This window comes from Cedecea davisae DSM 4568, from assembly GCF_000412335.2.
Classification (GTDB): Bacteria; Pseudomonadota; Gammaproteobacteria; order Enterobacterales; family Enterobacteriaceae; genus Cedecea; species Cedecea davisae.
The window spans coordinates 77,814-93,413 of the sequence record NZ_KE161030.1 but is presented as its reverse complement, the minus strand read 5'-3'; the positions used below and the strand labels follow the sequence as shown (position 1 = coordinate 93,413).

Sequence of the window (15,600 nt, the reverse complement as noted above, 5' to 3'; positions counted from 1 at the left end):
TCCTTATTGGCGTTGACAAACTGAGCATACTCATCAACTATCATTCCAAAAATCAGATAATTTTTTACTAACAATCCCGTTTTTTGGAACAATGGCGATGACTCATTTAGATCTCGATGTTCTGCGAACCTTTGTCTCCGGCATTGAACTGGGCTCGTTTTCGCGGGCAGCGGACAGGCACGGGCGCTCCACCTCTGCGGTCAGCGCCCAGCTCAAAAAACTGGAGGAGCAGGTTGGTGCCCCGGTTGTTAAAAAGGCGGGCCGCGGCCTGACGCTGACGCCGACAGGTGAAATCGTTTTTAGCTATGCAAAACGCCTTCTGGCGCTCAACGATGCCGCAATAGTCGCCGCCAGCGGCGCACGGCTGGGCGGCAAAGTGCGGGTGGGTTTTCAGGAGGATTTTGGCGAAGGTGTTTTAACCGACATACTGGGCGACTTTACCCGGGCTCACAGCGCCGTGATTGTTGAAGCCAGAATTGCGCGCAATGCGGAGCTGGAATCGGCCGTTCAGCGTTCACAGCTGGATATGGCTTTACTTTGGCAAACGAATACCGGCTCCCTTCAGAACGAGTTGGGAAAAATCCCTCTGCACTGGATAGGTTCCGCCGAACGAGTAGCAGAGTGCCTTGCCGCCGGACAACCGCTTCCCCTTGCGCTCTTTGACGCCCCCTGCATACTTCGTACCCGCGCCCTCGAAGCCCTGGATGCAGCCGGTATTAGCTGGCGGATTGCATTCACAAGCAGCAGTCTTAATGGCCTCTGGTCGGCAGCCCGTGCCGGGTTAGGGATTACCGCACGTACGCTGGTGGGTAAACCTGACGATTTAGCGGTTCTCCACACCCTTCCCCGCCTCCCTGCTCTGGGCCTCTGCCTGCAACATGGCTCGTCCGGTGACAAGCCCACGCTGGATTTTTTGACCAAACTTATCGAAGAACGTATAGCCATTTTTTACCGCTAAACGCCGCCATAGCTTCCCGCTGCACGCCAAAAATAAAACCTCTGTTGCCGATGAATTTCCCCCGGTAACTTTTTGTGCTCAATTGTTTCCAGATAGCTCCTGATCTGGTCTGGCCAGATTGAAGCAATGAGAAAAATAGAGGCCTTACGGCGGCTTTTTTCCCTGCAATTGCCAATAGTTGGCAGATCCGATGTCTGGATATCTGCGAAACGCGTCATCAACCATTTGATTTTAAATTAAAAATATCGAGGAAAATAAATGATTGAGCGGGGGGGTAAAAAGCCATATATTGGCCGCGTTTTACGCACCCTGAATAACATTTAGTTTACTTAATTCAGCCGTTGCGCTTCTGCCGACGGTTGTAGGAGAGATATGATGACGGATAAAGTCCGTATTGATACTTTAGATGCACAATCTGCAAACGCTACCAACGAAACCTATTTGGCAAGACAGGCTGAATTCGAATCGAATGTCAGAAGTTACCCGCGCAAATTACCGTTCGCTATAGCCAAAGCCCAGGGCGCCTGGATAATTGACGTTGAGAATAATCGTTATCTCGACTGTCTGGCCGGTGCGGGAACGTTGGCGCTTGGCCATAACCATCCTGATATCCTGCAAAGCATCCAAAATGTCATTACCAGCGGCTTGCCGTTACATACACTCGACCTGACGACCCCGTTAAAAGACGAGTTCTCCGAATACCTGCTGTCCTTGCTGCCGGGCCAGGGTAAAGAATTTTGCCTGCAGTTCTGCGGCCCTTCCGGCGCTGACGCAGTAGAAGCGGCGATTAAGCTGGCTAAAAAGCACACCGGCCGCAGCGGCGTTATCAGCTTCTCCGGCGGCTATCACGGCATGACCCACGGTGCGCTGTCGGTAACCGGCAACCTGTCTCCGAAAGAGGCCATCAATGGCCTGATGCCGGAAGTCCAGTTCCTGCCGTACCCGCACCAGTACCGCTGCCCGCTGGGCATTGGCGGTGACGCCGGCGTGAAAGCGCTGACCTACTACTTCGACAACTTGATCAACGACGTTGAAAGCGGCGTGCGCAAACCTGCGGCCGTTATTCTCGAAGCGGTTCAGGGCGAAGGCGGCGTGAACCCGGCTCCGGCCGAGTGGCTGCAACGCATTCGTAAAGTGACCAAAGAGCACGGCATCGTGCTGATTATCGACGAAGTTCAGGCTGGCTTTGCCCGTACCGGCAAGCTGTTCGCCTACGAACACGCCGGTATTGAGCCAGACATCATCGTGATGTCCAAAGCCGTTGGCGGCGGTCTGCCGCTGGCCGTGCTGGGCCTGAGAAAAGAGATCGATGCCTGGGAGCCTGGCCACCACACCGGCACCTTCCGCGGCAACCAGTTGGCAATGGCGACCGGCCTGACCACGCTGAAATACCTGAAAAACAACAAAGTTGCAGACAAAGTTGCCGCTCAGGGCGAATGGCTGAAAGGCAAACTGGTTGAGCTGCAAAAGCGCTACCCGGTTATCGGCCACGTTCGCGGCCTGGGCCTGATGCTCGGGATTGAAATCGTTAAGCCTGAAGAAGCCCAGGATCATATGGGTTGCTACCCGGCCGACGGCGCGCTGTCTGCTCTTATTCAGAAGAAATGCTTCGAAGCGGGCCTGATTCTGGAGCGCGGTGGCCGTAACGGCTGCGTGCTGCGCCTGCTGCCATCTCTGTTGATCACTGACGATGAGCTGGAAATTTTCCTGAGCAAATTTGAACAAGCCTTGTTAGCCGCTGGCGCCAAAGCTGTCTGACCGGAGTGAATAATATGTCCCGATCTAACCCGATTCTGGCCTCCTCAGCGCAGAGCATTGAGGAATACCAGCAGGCGATCGCCCAGACCAGCCAGGCCGTAGTGGAATGGTTGCAGCAGCCTCAGATGTACCAGGGCAAAACCGTCGCCGAGCTGAAAGAACGTATTCAGCTCGACTTCAATCCTCAGGGCCTGGGCAACCAGGTCGCGATTGAACGCGCGATTGAGTATTTCCTGAAAGACAGCCTGCTGGTGCACCATCCGCAGTGCGTGGCGCACCTGCACTGCCCTAGCCTGGTGGTAAGCCAGGCCGCGGAAGTGCTGATTAACGCCACCAACCAGAGCATGGACTCCTGGGACCAAAGCCCGTCGGCCACCATCATTGAGATGAAGCTGATTGAATGGCTGCGCGCACAAGTTGGCTACCCGGCTGGCGACGCGGGCGTGTTCACCAGCGGCGGCACTCAGAGCAACCTGATGGGTCTGATGCTGGCGCGTGACGCTTACTTTGCACGTCAGGGTCACTCCGTCCAGCAGGACGGTCTGACCGGCGACATCCGCAAAATTCGGGTGCTGTGCTCTGAAAATGCCCACTTCTCCGTGCAGAAAAACATGGCGCTGATGGGCATGGGCTACCAGTCCGTCACGTTGGTGAAAACCGACGAGTTTGCCCGCATGGACGTTAGCGACCTAGCGAACAAAATCGCTCAGGCAAAAGCGAACGGCGAGCAGATTATGGCGATTGTCGCTACCGCCGGGACAACCGACGCCGGTGCTATCGACCCGCTGCGCGAGATTGCTAAGCTGGCTGCCGAACACAAAATCTGGGTACACGTTGATGCGGCCTGGGGCGGCGCACTGCTGCTTTCCGAAAAGTATCGCGATTACCTGGACGGCCTGGAGCTGGTGGATTCCGTGACTCTGGACTTCCACAAACAGTTCTTCCAGACCATCAGCTGCGGCGCGTTCCTGCTCAAGGATGAACGCCATTACGAGCTGATGCGCTACCAGGCTGCATACCTGAACTCCGAGTTCGACGAAGAGCAAGGCGTGCCAAACCTGGTCTCCAAATCTCTGCAAACAACCCGCCGCTTTGATGCATTGAAGCTGTGGATGGGTCTGGAAGCCCTGGGCCAGAAACAGTATGCCGAAATCATCGATCACGGCGTGACCATGGCGCAGAACGTAGCGGCCTATGTGGCTGACCATGCTTCTCTGGAGCTGGTGATGCAGCCGCAGCTGGCAAGCGTGCTGTTCCGCTTCCGCCCTGCAAGCCTTGCTGGCTACAGCGACGCCGAAGTGGCGCTGCTGAACCAGAAAATCGGCGATGCATTGCTGGAGTCCGGCCGCGCCAATGTCGGCGTGACCGAGCACCGGGGCGTTACCTGCCTGAAGCTGACCCTGCTGAACCCAACCGTGACGCTGGAAGACGTAAAAGTCCTGCTGGCGCTGGTTGAGAAAACCGCAGAGCCGCTGCTGAACGCCTAAGCGTTTGTACTCAGAGAAAAGCCGATGGTGAGCAATCGCCATCGGCTTTTTATTTTATTCAGCCAGTAACGCCCGCAGCCAATCCTCAACCTTCTGAGTGGGAATATTTTTCCCGAAATTATACGTTTTCTCCATCGGCCACCAGACACCTTCTCCGCGCGCGAAGGCGGTGCGATAACGCAGCATCTGCTCATCCGGCTGACGCCCCAGTTCGCTTCGCAAATCCGGCAGGCCGAGCACCGCTTTGCTAAAGCCCGTTCCGCTAACGCTTTCGACAATCTCTGCCAGTTTGCCGTAGCTAAGCGTTTCGCCCGCGATAAAAACCACCTGATTAACGATGCGCGGCTGCTCGAGATAAATGGCCGTCGTTAAACGCCCAATATCTTCCGGAGAAGTGATAGTTACTTGGGTCTGCCAGCTGCCCAGAGCGTTGATTGTCCGGGCCTGCAAGTTCACCACGTCGAACGCGGGCTCAAACAAGAAACTGGTAAACATGCCGGTAGAAACAATCACCCACTCGGTAGAAGACTGGCTGCGCAACAATGTCCTGACATCATGCTGTTCATCCCACACCGGCTGGCCGCTGCCTTTGCCAACCACATCGTAATCAACGCCAAACTGCCACGGGAAATAGCGTTTAACGCCCGCCTGAATCACCGCCGTGGTGATTTTCAGCTGTGTTCCCGCCCCGGCAACAAACCCCATGCAGTTGATGACAGTGTCGAATTGCTGGAACAGCGAAGCCAACGGCTCGATGCCGCTGGCGGAAATATCCAGCGCAACAAAATCAGCGCCCGCGGCCGCGTATTTCTTATATTTTTGCGAAAGAAGCTGCCCGTTTTCGTCGAGCGAACCTGGCGAAACGCCTGCCGTAACAATGTGCCCGTGAGAAGCCGCCGCCGGAAGCAATGCGTCCAGAACTGCGGCACCCAGTTGTCCCACACCAAGCACCAATATTTTCTCACCCGCCTTCTCAGCATTGATGGTCATATCACTCTCCTCACCCTTTATTTGCAGCTGAATTGCTACATCACTGGAGAGTCTACCGACGTGTTTAGCGAGCGATAAGCCGTCCTGATTGGGTTAGACTGTTCATAAAAATGGCACAATTGTGCTGAACTGATGGAGGATTCAATGGATAAACTGGAAGCCATGCGGGTCTACCGCCACGTGGTTGAAACGCAAAGTTTCTCCCGAGCCTCGGAGCTGCTTGGGCTACCGAGATCAACCGTCTCCCGCATGATTAAAGACCTTGAGAACTCTCTGGCGGTGCAGCTTCTTCAGCGTACGACGAGAAAACTGAGCGTCACGAGCGACGGCCAGAACTATTACGCTGAGTGTAAAAAAATTCTCGGTGATATTGCCGCCCTTGAATCCTCCTTCCCCGGAAAAGCCGGGCAGCCACGAGGGCGCTTTAAGATTGGTATGCCGCAGTCTCTTGCCAGGCACTGTATTTTACCGGGCGTCGCGGAATTTCTTGAGCGCTACCCTGAGCTTGAGCTAATTCTCTGCTCCAGCGATCGGGTGGTAGACCTGATTCAGGAAGGATTCGACTGTGTTATCAGGACGGGCAGCGTGGAAGATTCCACCACGCTGGTTGCCCGCCAGCTCGCCCAGTTCAAATGGTCGGTGCTGGCCTCCCCGCAGTACATTGCCCGGCACGGTAAGCCTGCCCGCCTAGAAGACCTCAAAAATCACCACGCCGTTGGCTACCTCATCCACAGCACGGGGCGCACAACGGAGTGGAGCTTTATTGATAAAAGCGGCGTAGTGCCGGTACGGATGAATGAAACGCTAACTGTTGATGACACCGACGCCTATATCCAGGCCGGTCTTCAGGGCATCGGCCTGATTCGCGTTGCCAGCTATTTAGTGAAACATTACGTTAAGGCCGGTGAGCTGCACCCCTGCCTGGAAGAACACGCCGTCGATATGCCTCTGTTTCTGGTTTACCCGCAAAGCCGCCACGTTTCCCCGGCTATTCGGGCTTTTTACGACTGGAGCAAGATGATGTTGGGCATGCAGATTGGCGGAGCTACTGGTTAATTTTGGCGGGAGATTTTCAATGAAAAACGCAGCATAGAGAATTGCTTATTACGTACCGTTATTCATAATCGACGTATCGATTGTCATCCAATATTGTTCTTACTGCTTGCGGGAAAGCAACCTTAAGACTTGCCAAATAGGTGCGAGTAATCAGCCCTTAGATTGGCAGGAATATCTGAGAAGTATCGCCAGTAATCAATCAAACCGTCGATAGTTCTCATATCGGTATGGCCGCAGTCCAACATTATTTTAAGCAACGCCATCGTCGACATCACCCGCGCATCAAAGACTTTGGCTAGCTCGGTCATATCCTGGTCGTCGGTGACGACCGGAACGCCAAGTTCAAGCGCATAAGCGATATACCAGGCATCAACTCTGGATGGCCCAGGTAACTCGGTTTGCACATGATCCCAAATATATTCGAAGGTTTGTTGAATAGACAGTTTCTGTTTTTTGGCTATCACAGGAAAATGTTTACGATTCTCCGCGAATTCCTCCTCATCTACCCAGGGAAATTTGCTTTGCAGCCTCCTGCCAGCCAACTCTTCATTGAGTTCAGGTAAGATGTACAGGCAATACTCATTGTCACCAAAGGGTACGAACAGAAGGGGACGTATGGTTTTAGCCAATCTTAAATATGCATTGGTATCAACGAGGATTTTCGATTGAGGCATCAGGTCAACTCGGCATAAATACTCTGTGCATCAAGTAGCGGCAAATCCAGCACGGTTTGAACATAACCCGGTCCCTTGTTGTGTTCTTTTAAATACTTTCGAAGCAGATCAAAAAATGACGTATCGAAAGCCGCCTCGACCTTTTTAATATAATCACGAGCGCTCGGCTTACCTTGTAGATCTAGTTCTGCATCACCGAACAACGCTTCACTAAGATTCTTATATCCCTTATTAAAATTGGTAACCGCCCCGGGAAAAATCACCTTACTGAGCAGTATTTCAGGTTTTCCAGTCGATTTAGCATATTTGTTGACTTGGCCTATTACTGTCCAGGGCGAGATTGTTAATTGATTAGCCAGGTCGATAACATGAGAAATTTGAGCCGCTGGAGTAGCTTGCAACTGAATAGAGTCATATGCTCGTTCCGCCAGTTCATGCGGGTAGAGCAGGCTTGCAGCAAAAGCATCCGCAAAATCTTCAGCCTCATCACCTTCCAGGCCAGGAGATAAACAATGCCCCAGTTCATGAGCCATCCAGAATTTGAAATCGTGAATATTAGTATCCAGATTCAAATATACCCAGGTACTTCCAGAATCAGGAAGGTAGATATGTAGCGCATTTTCATGGCGTTTTTTAGCGCCCCATATTACCGGGATAACTACCGCCTGCAATTCGTTAAAACGCCGTATGAGGTGTGTAAAATCGACACACTCTACAAGCCCGAGATTAATATCCGCCCTGACTTTCGCAGTGACGGCACGGAGATAATCGTAATCACAGTTTGGGGACTTGAGTACCGGCGGCATTTCAAAGGTATTGAATGGCAAATAAGGCACAAGATATCGTAAGAAGCGGCCAACTTCCTGTGCTTTTTCAATATGATGGTTCTTTGTCCTGGTTCCACGCATTTTACGGAAAGCGACTTTTGGAGTATATGGATCTTCCTTAATAACTAAATCCTCGAAAGAAAGATTCAGTAACTTACCTAATTGAAGCAGCTTATTTGGACGAGGAAAAGATTTGTGTAAAAGCCACTGGGAAACGGCTTCTTTAGTAACGCCCAGCGCCTCAGCAACGGCAGTCTGAGTCAAACCGGCTTTATCGATTGCCAATTGCGCTTTATCAGTATTCAATTTCTTTTGCATGCGCAAATTATAGACAGAAGTCAAGTTTAGTCAAGTTTTAGCGATGAGAAGCGACCTGTGATTAACGGAAAGTAGCGTGCGCCACCTGATCCAGCCGCCAGAATACAAAAAACCCTGCCGAAGCAGGGTTTGTCTGTTCTTAATATACAGGTCTGGAACCTGAATTCATCAGAACGGGATATCGTCGTCGAAGTCCATTGGCGGTTCGTTAGACGGAGCTGGTGCGCTCTGCTGCTGCGGGCGAGACTGCGCGCCGCCGCTGAACTGGTTGCCGCCCTGTGGCTGCTGAGGCTGACCCCACCCGCCCTGCGGCTGGCCGCCGCCGTTGCCGCCTGCCGGTGCACCGCCGCCCTGACGGCCGCCGAGCATCTGCATGGTGCCACCAACGTTAACCACGACTTCGGTGGTGTATTTTTCTACGCCAGCCTGGTCGGTCCATTTACGGGTTTGCAGTGCGCCTTCGATGTAAACCTGAGAGCCTTTACGCAGGTATTCACCGGCCACTTCTGCCAGTTTGCCGAACAGCACAACGCGGTGCCATTCGGTTTTTTCTTTGGTTTCGCCGGTTTGCTTATCACGCCAGGACTCTGACGTGGCCAGTGTAATGTTGGCAACTGCGCCACCATTTGGCATATAGCGTACTTCCGGGTCCTGACCCAGATTCCCAACGAGAATCACCTTGTTTACGCCTCTGCTGGCCATGTTCGTGTCTCCTGAAACGTTTATAGATAGTCTAAACCGGGGATTCTACACTATGCCACCCACAATGTTTATAGCTGCGAGGGACATTCCAGAATGTCGGGTAAGTATAGCTCGTTTCATTAAAGCACTGGATATCCATTCAGGTTTTATTGTGTCATAATTAGCCGTTTCTGGCCGTCGGTTGTTCCTTTATATACCAGGCGCATGTAGTCATCATTCCGGGAAAGGTGAATGGATAAGATCGAAGTTCGGGGCGCCCGCACCCACAATCTCAAAAATATCAACCTCGTCATCCCGCGCGACAAGCTGATCGTTGTCACCGGGCTGTCGGGTTCAGGCAAATCCTCACTGGCATTTGATACCCTGTACGCAGAGGGGCAGCGCCGCTACGTCGAGTCTCTCTCCGCCTATGCGCGTCAGTTCCTGTCGCTGATGGAGAAGCCGGATGTCGACCATATCGAAGGGTTGTCGCCTGCGATTTCTATTGAACAGAAATCCACGTCCCATAACCCGCGTTCAACCGTCGGCACTATCACTGAAATCCATGACTACCTGCGTCTGCTGTACGCCCGAGTAGGCGAGCCACGATGCCCGGATCACGATATCCCGCTGGCGGCACAAACCGTGAGCCAGATGGTCGACAACGTGCTGGCGCAGCCGGAAGGCAAGCGCCTGATGCTGCTGGCTCCCATCATTAAAGACCGCAAAGGCGAGCACGCCAAAACGCTGGAAAACCTGGCAAGCCAGGGCTATATCCGCGCGCGTATCGACGGCGAGGTGTGCGACCTTTCCGACCCGCCAAAGCTGGAGCTTCAGAAGAAGCACACCATCGAAGTCGTTGTTGACCGCTTTAAGGTGCGCGAAGACATTGCCCAGCGCCTGGCCGAGTCATTTGAAACCGCGCTGGAACTGTCCGGCGGCTCTGCGGTAGTGGCCGATATGGACGACGAAAAAGCCGAAGAACTGCTGTTCTCCGCCAACTTCGCCTGCCCTATTTGCGGCTACAGCATGCGCGAGCTTGAACCGCGCCTGTTCTCCTTCAATAACCCGGCCGGGGCTTGCCCGACCTGCGACGGCCTGGGCGTACAACAATATTTTGACCCGGACCGCGTAGTGCAGAACGGTGAACTCTCTCTGGCTGGCGGAGCCATCCGCGGCTGGGATCGCCGTAATTTCTACTACTTCACCATGCTGCGTTCTCTGGCCGAGCACTATAAGTTTGACGTTGAAGCACCGTGGAACGAGCTGAGCGACACGGTGAAAAAAGTCGTGCTGCACGGTTCAGGTAAAGAAACGATTGAATTCAAATATATGAACGACCGCGGCGATACCTCCGTGCGCCGTCATCCGTTTGAAGGCGTGCTGCACAATATGGAGCGCCGTTATAAAGAGACGGAATCCTCCGCCGTGCGTGAAGAGCTGGCGAAGTTTATCAGCAACCGTCCTTGTGCCAGCTGCGAAGGCACTCGCCTGCGTCGCGAAGCTCGCCACGTCTTCGTTGAAAATACCGCGCTGCCGACAATTTCCGATATGAGCATCGGCCATGCGATGGAATTCTTCCAGAACATGAAGCTCAGCGGCCAGCGCGCGCAGATCGCAGAAAAAGTGCTGAAAGAGATAGGCGACCGCCTGAAGTTCCTGGTGAACGTCGGCCTGAACTATCTTTCTCTCTCCCGTTCGGCGGAAACGCTCTCCGGCGGCGAGGCTCAGCGTATTCGTCTGGCGAGCCAGATTGGCGCCGGACTGGTTGGCGTCATGTATGTGCTGGATGAACCGTCTATCGGCCTGCACCAGCGCGATAACGAGCGCCTGCTGGAAACGCTTATCCACCTGCGTAACCTCGGCAACACGGTGATTGTGGTTGAGCACGATGAAGATGCGATTCGCGCCGCCGACCATATTATCGATATTGGCCCTGGCGCAGGCGTGCACGGCGGCCAGGTGGTCGCTGAAGGCACCATGAAGGATATTATCGCGGTGCCGGAATCTCTGACGGGGCAGTTCCTCAGCGGTAAACGCGAGATAGCTGTTCCAAAAAAACGCGTTGCCGCAGATCCGGAAAAGGTGCTCAAGCTGGTCGGCGCGAAGGGCAACAACCTGAAAGATGTCACACTGACGCTGCCGGTTGGGCTATTTACCTGCATCACCGGCGTTTCCGGCTCGGGTAAATCGACGCTTATCAACGATACGTTGTTCCCGATTGCCCAGCGCCAGCTGAATGGCGCAACGATTGTCGAACCGGCCCCCTACCGTGAAGTTCACGGCCTGGAGCATTTCGACAAAGTTATCGACATCGACCAGAGCCCTATAGGCCGTACTCCGCGCTCCAACCCGGCGACCTACACCGGCGTTTTCACGCCCGTGCGCGAGCTATTTGCTGGCGTGCCGGAAGCACGTTCTCGTGGCTATACGCCGGGGCGCTTCAGCTTTAACGTACGCGGTGGGCGCTGCGAAGCCTGCCAGGGTGACGGCGTAATCAAAGTCGAGATGCACTTCCTGCCGGATATTTACGTGCCGTGCGACCAGTGCAAAGGCAAACGTTATAACCGCGAAACGCTGGAAATTAAGTACAAGGGCAAGAGCATTCACGAAGTGCTGGATATGACGATTGAAGACGCGCGCGCGTTCTTTGATGCGGTTCCGGCGCTGGCGCGAAAGCTGCAAACGCTGATTGACGTTGGCCTGTCCTATATTCGACTTGGCCAGTCGGCAACCACGCTTTCAGGCGGTGAAGCACAGCGCGTTAAGCTGGCGCGAGAGCTGTCCAAACGCGGCACAGGGCAAACGCTGTATATCCTCGATGAACCGACGACCGGCCTGCACTTCGCGGATATCCAGCAGTTGCTGGAAGTCCTGCATCAGCTCAGGGATCAGGGCAACACCATCGTGGTGATTGAGCATAATCTCGACGTGATTAAAACCGCTGACTGGATTGTGGACCTGGGGCCGGAAGGCGGCAGCGGCGGCGGCGAGATTCTGGTCTCCGGCACGCCGGAAACCGTCGCCACCTGTAAAGCTTCTCATACCGCGCGCTTCCTCAAACCTTTGCTGAAGTAGTCACTCCGAGAGTTGCTGCCTGACCTGTTCAGGCAGCAATGTCAGCGCCTGCTGATACGAAGCATCCACCAGATAGTAAATTTGCGATCCCGGCAGAGAACCGTCCAGATATAGCGTGCTCCAGTGGGTTTTATTCAGATGAGCGCTGGGAAAAACATCCTGATGTTTCTGCCGCAGTAAATCAGCCAGCTCCGGCGTTGCCTTAAGCGACACGGCCGGGCGCTGCCCATCGGCGTGCACCATCGCAAACAGCACATCGGCGACCTTAATTTGAGTCGCTTTCCAGTCGCTGTGCACGCTTTGCGCGGCACCGGGTTTATTCATGCAATATTCTAAAAGATCCGAATTCGTCATCTTGATTTCCTCGTCCTGAATAGCCTTTGCCCGGAAAAGCCCGCGGCAAAACTAATTGTGTGCCAAAAGCGCACAACCGACGAGGATATTGATTAAAAAAACGGCAGATGATTTATTTTAGCTGCCGTTTTCCGAAGCAGAGTTAATACTCGGAGTTAACGATGACTTCTTCACCAAATGAGCCAGCTTTTGGCAGCGGCTGATAGCTGGAATTAGAAGCTCGCAGGATACGAATACCGCGAGCGCCGACTTCCTGCGCTGCCGTGATGTCGTTATCCGAGTCACCGTAGAAGATCTTGATTTTCTTATCTTTCAGCCACTGAGTCTTGGTGTTCTGGCCTTCTTTATCTCCGGCAAAAATAACCGGATTAACGTTTGGTTCCGGGATCAGGAAGTCATTTTGCAGCGTTTTGGTCACGGTTTCAGTTTTGGTCTGGCTGCGTCCGGTAACAAAGTAAACGCTGTCGCCACGCTTGAGGTGCATGGTTATCAGGCTTTTCGCCACCTCTTTCGGCATGCTGAATTCATCCCAGCCGTTGTTCATTTTTTCCCAAAACTCAGGGTTCTTCAGGTAATCCTGCTTGCCGGGAGAATACTCTTTCTGCCCGCGATAAAAGCCGGGGCTAGAAAACAGGACGGTGTCATCAATATCAAAGCCAACTGCCATAGGCGCGCGCCCCAGCAGGCTATTTTCTATTTGCGCCACGGAAACCCAATGCACCGGCACCTGCTGTGCCAGTTGAGCCACGGTTACGCCAGGGTTAAGCGGGGCGGGAACGGATTCCTTCGCCATCACGGAATGATTAAGGCCGACCAGCAGGCAGACGGCACTCAGTGCCAAAGCAATCTTACGCATTGTTTTCCCTTTCTATTTTATTGGTTTTAATCGTTGTTAAATTGCGCAAACGGATAATAAAGCATCCCGACCATACCTGCCGGAGCCTGATATATAAAGGTTTTATTTGTTTTATATCGGAGAAGACAGAAGAGATCACAGAACCTGGGAAATAATGCCCCTCTCTAAAGAAGAGGGGCAAGAAGAGATAGTTAGCAAGTACTTACATTACAGCGGCGAACGCCTGCGCCACGCGCTGCACGTTGCCGTGGTTCAGGCCAGCCACGCAGATACGGCCGCTGGCGAGCAGATAGATGCCAAACTCTTCGCGCAGGCGATCTGCCTGAGCAGCGCTGAGCCCGGTGTAGCTGAACATACCGCGCTGTTTCACCAGATAGTCAAAATTACGCCCCGGCACCGCTTTCGTCAGCACTTCAACCAGCACCTGGCGCATTTCCAGAATACGCACACGCATGCTTTCCACTTCGGCAATCCAGCTGGCTTTCAGCTTCTCGTCATTCAGGACGGTAGCGACAAGCTGCGCACCAAAGTTTGGCGGGCTGGAGTAGTTGCGGCGCACGGTGGCTTTCAGCTGCCCCAGCACGCGGCCCGCGGCATCGCTATCTTCGCAGACTACGGAAAGGCCGCCTACGCGCTCGCCGTAAAGGGAGAAGATTTTAGAGAACGAGTTGCTGACCAGCATCGGCAGCCCGGCCAATGCAATGGCGCGGATAGCGTAAGCGTCCTCTTCAATCCCGGCACCAAAGCCCTGATAGGCGATGTCGAGGAACGGGATCAGATTACGTGCTTTGAGGATTTCAACTACCGCGTCCCACTGGCCGTTGTTCAGGTCGGAGCCGGTTGGGTTATGGCAGCACGGATGCAGCAGAACAATGCTTTTTTCCGGCAGCGTGTTCAGTTTTTCCAGCAGTGCTTCGAAGCGCACGCCGTTGGTTTCGCTATCAAACCAAGGGTAGGTATTAACGGTGAAACCCGCGCCTTCAAAGATGGCTACGTGGTTTTCCCAGGTCGGATCGCTGACCCAAACCTGAGAATCAGGGAAATAAGATTTCAGGAAATCGGCACCCACTTTCAGGGCGCCCGAGCCGCCGAGAGTCTGAATGGTGGCAATGCGGCCTTCGATCAGAGCCGGGTGTTCGGCACCAAACAGCAGCGGTGCGATGGCGCTGCGGTAGCCGTTAAGCCCTTCCATCGGTAAATAGAGAGAAGCGCCGTGAGGCTGCGCATTCAGGCGAGCTTCAGCTTCCGCGACAGCCTGCAGCTGCGGGATAACCCCGTCTTCATTGTAATAGAGGCCGATGCTGAGGTTGACCTTGTCGCTGCGAGGATCGACTTTGAAGCGTTCCATGAGGGAAAGGATGGGGTCGCCAGCATAGGCGTCAACTTTTTGAAACACGGTGAGGTTCTCCTGGTTTACAGTTCGCGGATTTCCACTGTAAACCAGGCGAGGACAATCAGTCCAGATACTTCATCGTCACCCTTGAGGTCAGGCGGGTTATAAGTTCGTAAGCACTTACATTCGTATATTCTGCGATGCGCTCGGCCGGTAATCCTTCGCCCCACAGCACCACGTTATCACCCGGTTTTTCGGCTGCATCCGGGCCAAGATCGACGCAAATCATATCCATCGCCACACGGCCAACCAGAGGAACTTCCCTGCCGTTCACCAGCACCGGCGTACCCGAAGGCGCGCTACGAGGATAACCGTCTCCGTAACCCATAGCGACAACGCCGAGGCAGGTATCACGCCCGGCAATCCAGGTACCGCCGTAGCCCACCGGTTCGCCTGCTTTATGCTGGCGAACGGCTATCAGGCTGGAAGTGAGCGACATTGCTGGCTGGAACCCAAAATCTTCGCCCCACGGCTTCTGCTCCAGCGGAGAAACGCCGTACAGGATAATACCCGGGCGGACCCAGTCCATATGCGATTCCGGCCAAAGCAAAATACCACCGGATGCAGCTATCGAACGCTGGCCGGGTTTGCCTGCGCTAAAACTATTAAAGATATCGAGCTGGCGCGGCGTGGCATCCGAGTCCGGCTCATCTGCGCGGGCAAAATGGCTGACTATATTGACCGGCTGACGGACGTTTTTGCAATGCGTGAGGCGCTGGTAGAAAGCTTCGGCGTCTTCCGGGCGCACGCCAAGGCGGTGCATGCCTGTATCCAGCTTCATCCAGACGGTAATCGGCTGGCTGAGTTCGGCCTGCTCCAGCGCTTCAAGCTGCTGGATGCTGTGCACTGCGGTATGAAAATTTTGCGCGGCAATCGTCGGCAAATCGCCGTCGTTAAAAAACCCCTCCAGCAGCAGAATCGGTTTTTCTATTCCGCCAGCCCGGAGGCGCAGCGCTTCTTCAAGGCGGGCAACGCCGAAGGCATCGGCGTCATCTAAAGTGCGGGCGGTCTCCAGCAGACCATGCCCATAGGCGTTTGCTTTCACTACCGCCACCATACGACTGGTCGGGGCCAGTTCGCGCAGGCGTTGCAGGTTGTGTCGCAGAGCGCGGCGGTTAATTACGACGGTTGCCGCTTGCATGTTCGTTCCTTGCTCAGTGTTTGGATTAA

13 protein-coding genes are annotated in these 15,600 nt (G+C 54.1%); 5 read left to right on the top strand and 8 right to left on the bottom strand.

Annotation, left to right across the window (positions count from 1 at the left end; all coding sequences use genetic code 11):
- Positions 1-91: 91 nt before the first annotated feature.
- The 3 genes from HMPREF0201_RS00410 to HMPREF0201_RS00400 all read left to right on the top strand — a co-directional run bounded on the left by HMPREF0201_RS00410 (position 92) and on the right by HMPREF0201_RS00400 (position 4,203).
- Entirely contained in the window at positions 92-958 is an 867-nt protein-coding gene (locus HMPREF0201_RS00410; protein ID WP_016517449.1) for a LysR substrate-binding domain-containing protein, read from the top strand.
- Between the two features lie 375 nt (positions 959-1,333).
- Entirely contained in the window at positions 1,334-2,716 is a 1,383-nt protein-coding gene (locus HMPREF0201_RS00405) for a diaminobutyrate--2-oxoglutarate transaminase (RefSeq protein WP_039897806.1), read from the top strand.
- 14 nt (positions 2,717-2,730) lie between these two features.
- Positions 2,731-4,203 (top strand): pyridoxal phosphate-dependent decarboxylase family protein, encoded by a 1,473-nt coding sequence (locus HMPREF0201_RS00400; RefSeq protein ID WP_016517446.1) that lies wholly within the window; start codon positions 2,731-2,733, stop codon positions 4,201-4,203.
- Between the two features lie 54 nt (positions 4,204-4,257).
- Here HMPREF0201_RS00400 and HMPREF0201_RS00395 read toward each other — a convergent pair whose 3' ends face one another.
- Positions 4,258-5,193: an aromatic alcohol reductase gene (locus tag HMPREF0201_RS00395; RefSeq protein WP_016517445.1), complete on the bottom strand. Its 936-nt coding sequence runs from the start codon at positions 5,191-5,193 to the stop codon at positions 4,258-4,260.
- 144 nt (positions 5,194-5,337) lie between these two features.
- Here HMPREF0201_RS00395 and HMPREF0201_RS00390 point away from each other — a divergent pair, with 144 nt between their 5' ends.
- A complete protein-coding gene (locus tag HMPREF0201_RS00390) occupies positions 5,338-6,249 on the top strand; it encodes a LysR family transcriptional regulator (protein WP_039897804.1) in 912 nt (303 codons plus the stop codon).
- Positions 6,250-6,371: 122 nt separating this feature from the next.
- On the opposite strand, the gene HMPREF0201_RS00385 is transcribed toward HMPREF0201_RS00390, so the two are convergent.
- The 3 genes from HMPREF0201_RS00385 to ssb1 form a co-directional block, all read right to left on the bottom strand.
- Entirely contained in the window at positions 6,372-6,923 is a 552-nt protein-coding gene (locus HMPREF0201_RS00385; RefSeq protein ID WP_016517443.1) for a hypothetical protein, read from the bottom strand.
- Positions 6,923-8,068 carry a helix-turn-helix domain-containing protein gene (locus tag HMPREF0201_RS00380; protein WP_016517442.1) on the bottom strand — a complete coding sequence of 382 codons (1,146 nt, stop codon included), beginning with the start codon at positions 8,066-8,068 and terminating at the stop codon, positions 6,923-6,925. The genes HMPREF0201_RS00385 and HMPREF0201_RS00380 overlap by 1 nt, the downstream gene beginning before the upstream one ends.
- 168 nt (positions 8,069-8,236) lie before the next feature.
- Positions 8,237-8,770, bottom strand: a complete 534-nt coding sequence (gene ssb1, locus HMPREF0201_RS00375) for a single-stranded DNA-binding protein SSB1 (RefSeq protein ID WP_016517441.1) — start codon at positions 8,768-8,770, stop codon at positions 8,237-8,239.
- 231 nt (positions 8,771-9,001) lie between these two features.
- Between ssb1 and uvrA the strand changes: the two genes are divergently transcribed.
- On the top strand, positions 9,002-11,827 hold the full coding sequence (gene uvrA, locus HMPREF0201_RS00370) for an excinuclease ABC subunit UvrA (protein ID WP_016517440.1): 2,826 nt from the start codon (positions 9,002-9,004) through the stop codon (positions 11,825-11,827).
- Here the strand turns inward: uvrA and HMPREF0201_RS00365 are convergent, their stop codons facing one another.
- The 4 genes from HMPREF0201_RS00365 to alr form a co-directional block, all read right to left on the bottom strand.
- Positions 11,828-12,181 carry an MmcQ/YjbR family DNA-binding protein gene (locus HMPREF0201_RS00365; RefSeq protein ID WP_016517439.1) on the bottom strand — a complete coding sequence of 118 codons (354 nt, stop codon included), beginning with the start codon at positions 12,179-12,181 and terminating at the stop codon, positions 11,828-11,830.
- A 142-nt stretch (positions 12,182-12,323) separates the two neighbouring features.
- A complete protein-coding gene (aphA, locus tag HMPREF0201_RS00360; RefSeq protein WP_016517438.1) occupies positions 12,324-13,037 on the bottom strand; it encodes an acid phosphatase AphA in 714 nt (237 codons plus the stop codon).
- Between the two features lie 202 nt (positions 13,038-13,239).
- Positions 13,240-14,433 (bottom strand): amino acid aminotransferase, encoded by a 1,194-nt coding sequence (locus tag HMPREF0201_RS00355; protein WP_016517436.1) that lies wholly within the window; start codon positions 14,431-14,433, stop codon positions 13,240-13,242.
- A 58-nt stretch (positions 14,434-14,491) separates the two neighbouring features.
- Positions 14,492-15,571 (bottom strand): alanine racemase, encoded by a 1,080-nt coding sequence (alr, locus tag HMPREF0201_RS00350; protein ID WP_016517435.1) that lies wholly within the window; start codon positions 15,569-15,571, stop codon positions 14,492-14,494.
- Positions 15,572-15,600 lie beyond the last annotated feature (29 nt).

What these genes read in the sequence shown, in the direction of transcription:
- HMPREF0201_RS00410 (WP_016517449.1), top strand. Translation starts at nt 92, where the DNA reads ATGGCGATGACTCATTTAGATCTCGATGTTCTGCGAACCTTTGTCTCC.
- HMPREF0201_RS00405 (WP_039897806.1), top strand. Translation starts at nt 1,334, where the DNA reads ATGACGGATAAAGTCCGTATTGATACTTTAGATGCACAATCTGCAAAC.
- HMPREF0201_RS00400 (WP_016517446.1), top strand. Translation starts at nt 2,731, where the DNA reads ATGTCCCGATCTAACCCGATTCTGGCCTCCTCAGCGCAGAGCATTGAG.
- HMPREF0201_RS00395 (WP_016517445.1), bottom strand. Translation starts at nt 5,193, where the DNA reads ATGACCATCAATGCTGAGAAGGCGGGTGAGAAAATATTGGTGCTTGGT.
- HMPREF0201_RS00390 (WP_039897804.1), top strand. Translation starts at nt 5,338, where the DNA reads ATGGATAAACTGGAAGCCATGCGGGTCTACCGCCACGTGGTTGAAACG.
- HMPREF0201_RS00385 (WP_016517443.1), bottom strand. Translation starts at nt 6,923, where the DNA reads ATGCCTCAATCGAAAATCCTCGTTGATACCAATGCATATTTAAGATTG.
- HMPREF0201_RS00380 (WP_016517442.1), bottom strand. Translation starts at nt 8,068, where the DNA reads ATGCAAAAGAAATTGAATACTGATAAAGCGCAATTGGCAATCGATAAA.
- ssb1 (WP_016517441.1), bottom strand. Translation starts at nt 8,770, where the DNA reads ATGGCCAGCAGAGGCGTAAACAAGGTGATTCTCGTTGGGAATCTGGGT.
- uvrA (WP_016517440.1), top strand. Translation starts at nt 9,002, where the DNA reads ATGGATAAGATCGAAGTTCGGGGCGCCCGCACCCACAATCTCAAAAAT.
- HMPREF0201_RS00365 (WP_016517439.1), bottom strand. Translation starts at nt 12,181, where the DNA reads ATGACGAATTCGGATCTTTTAGAATATTGCATGAATAAACCCGGTGCC.
- aphA (WP_016517438.1), bottom strand. Translation starts at nt 13,037, where the DNA reads ATGCGTAAGATTGCTTTGGCACTGAGTGCCGTCTGCCTGCTGGTCGGC.
- alr (WP_016517435.1), bottom strand. Translation starts at nt 15,571, where the DNA reads ATGCAAGCGGCAACCGTCGTAATTAACCGCCGCGCTCTGCGACACAAC.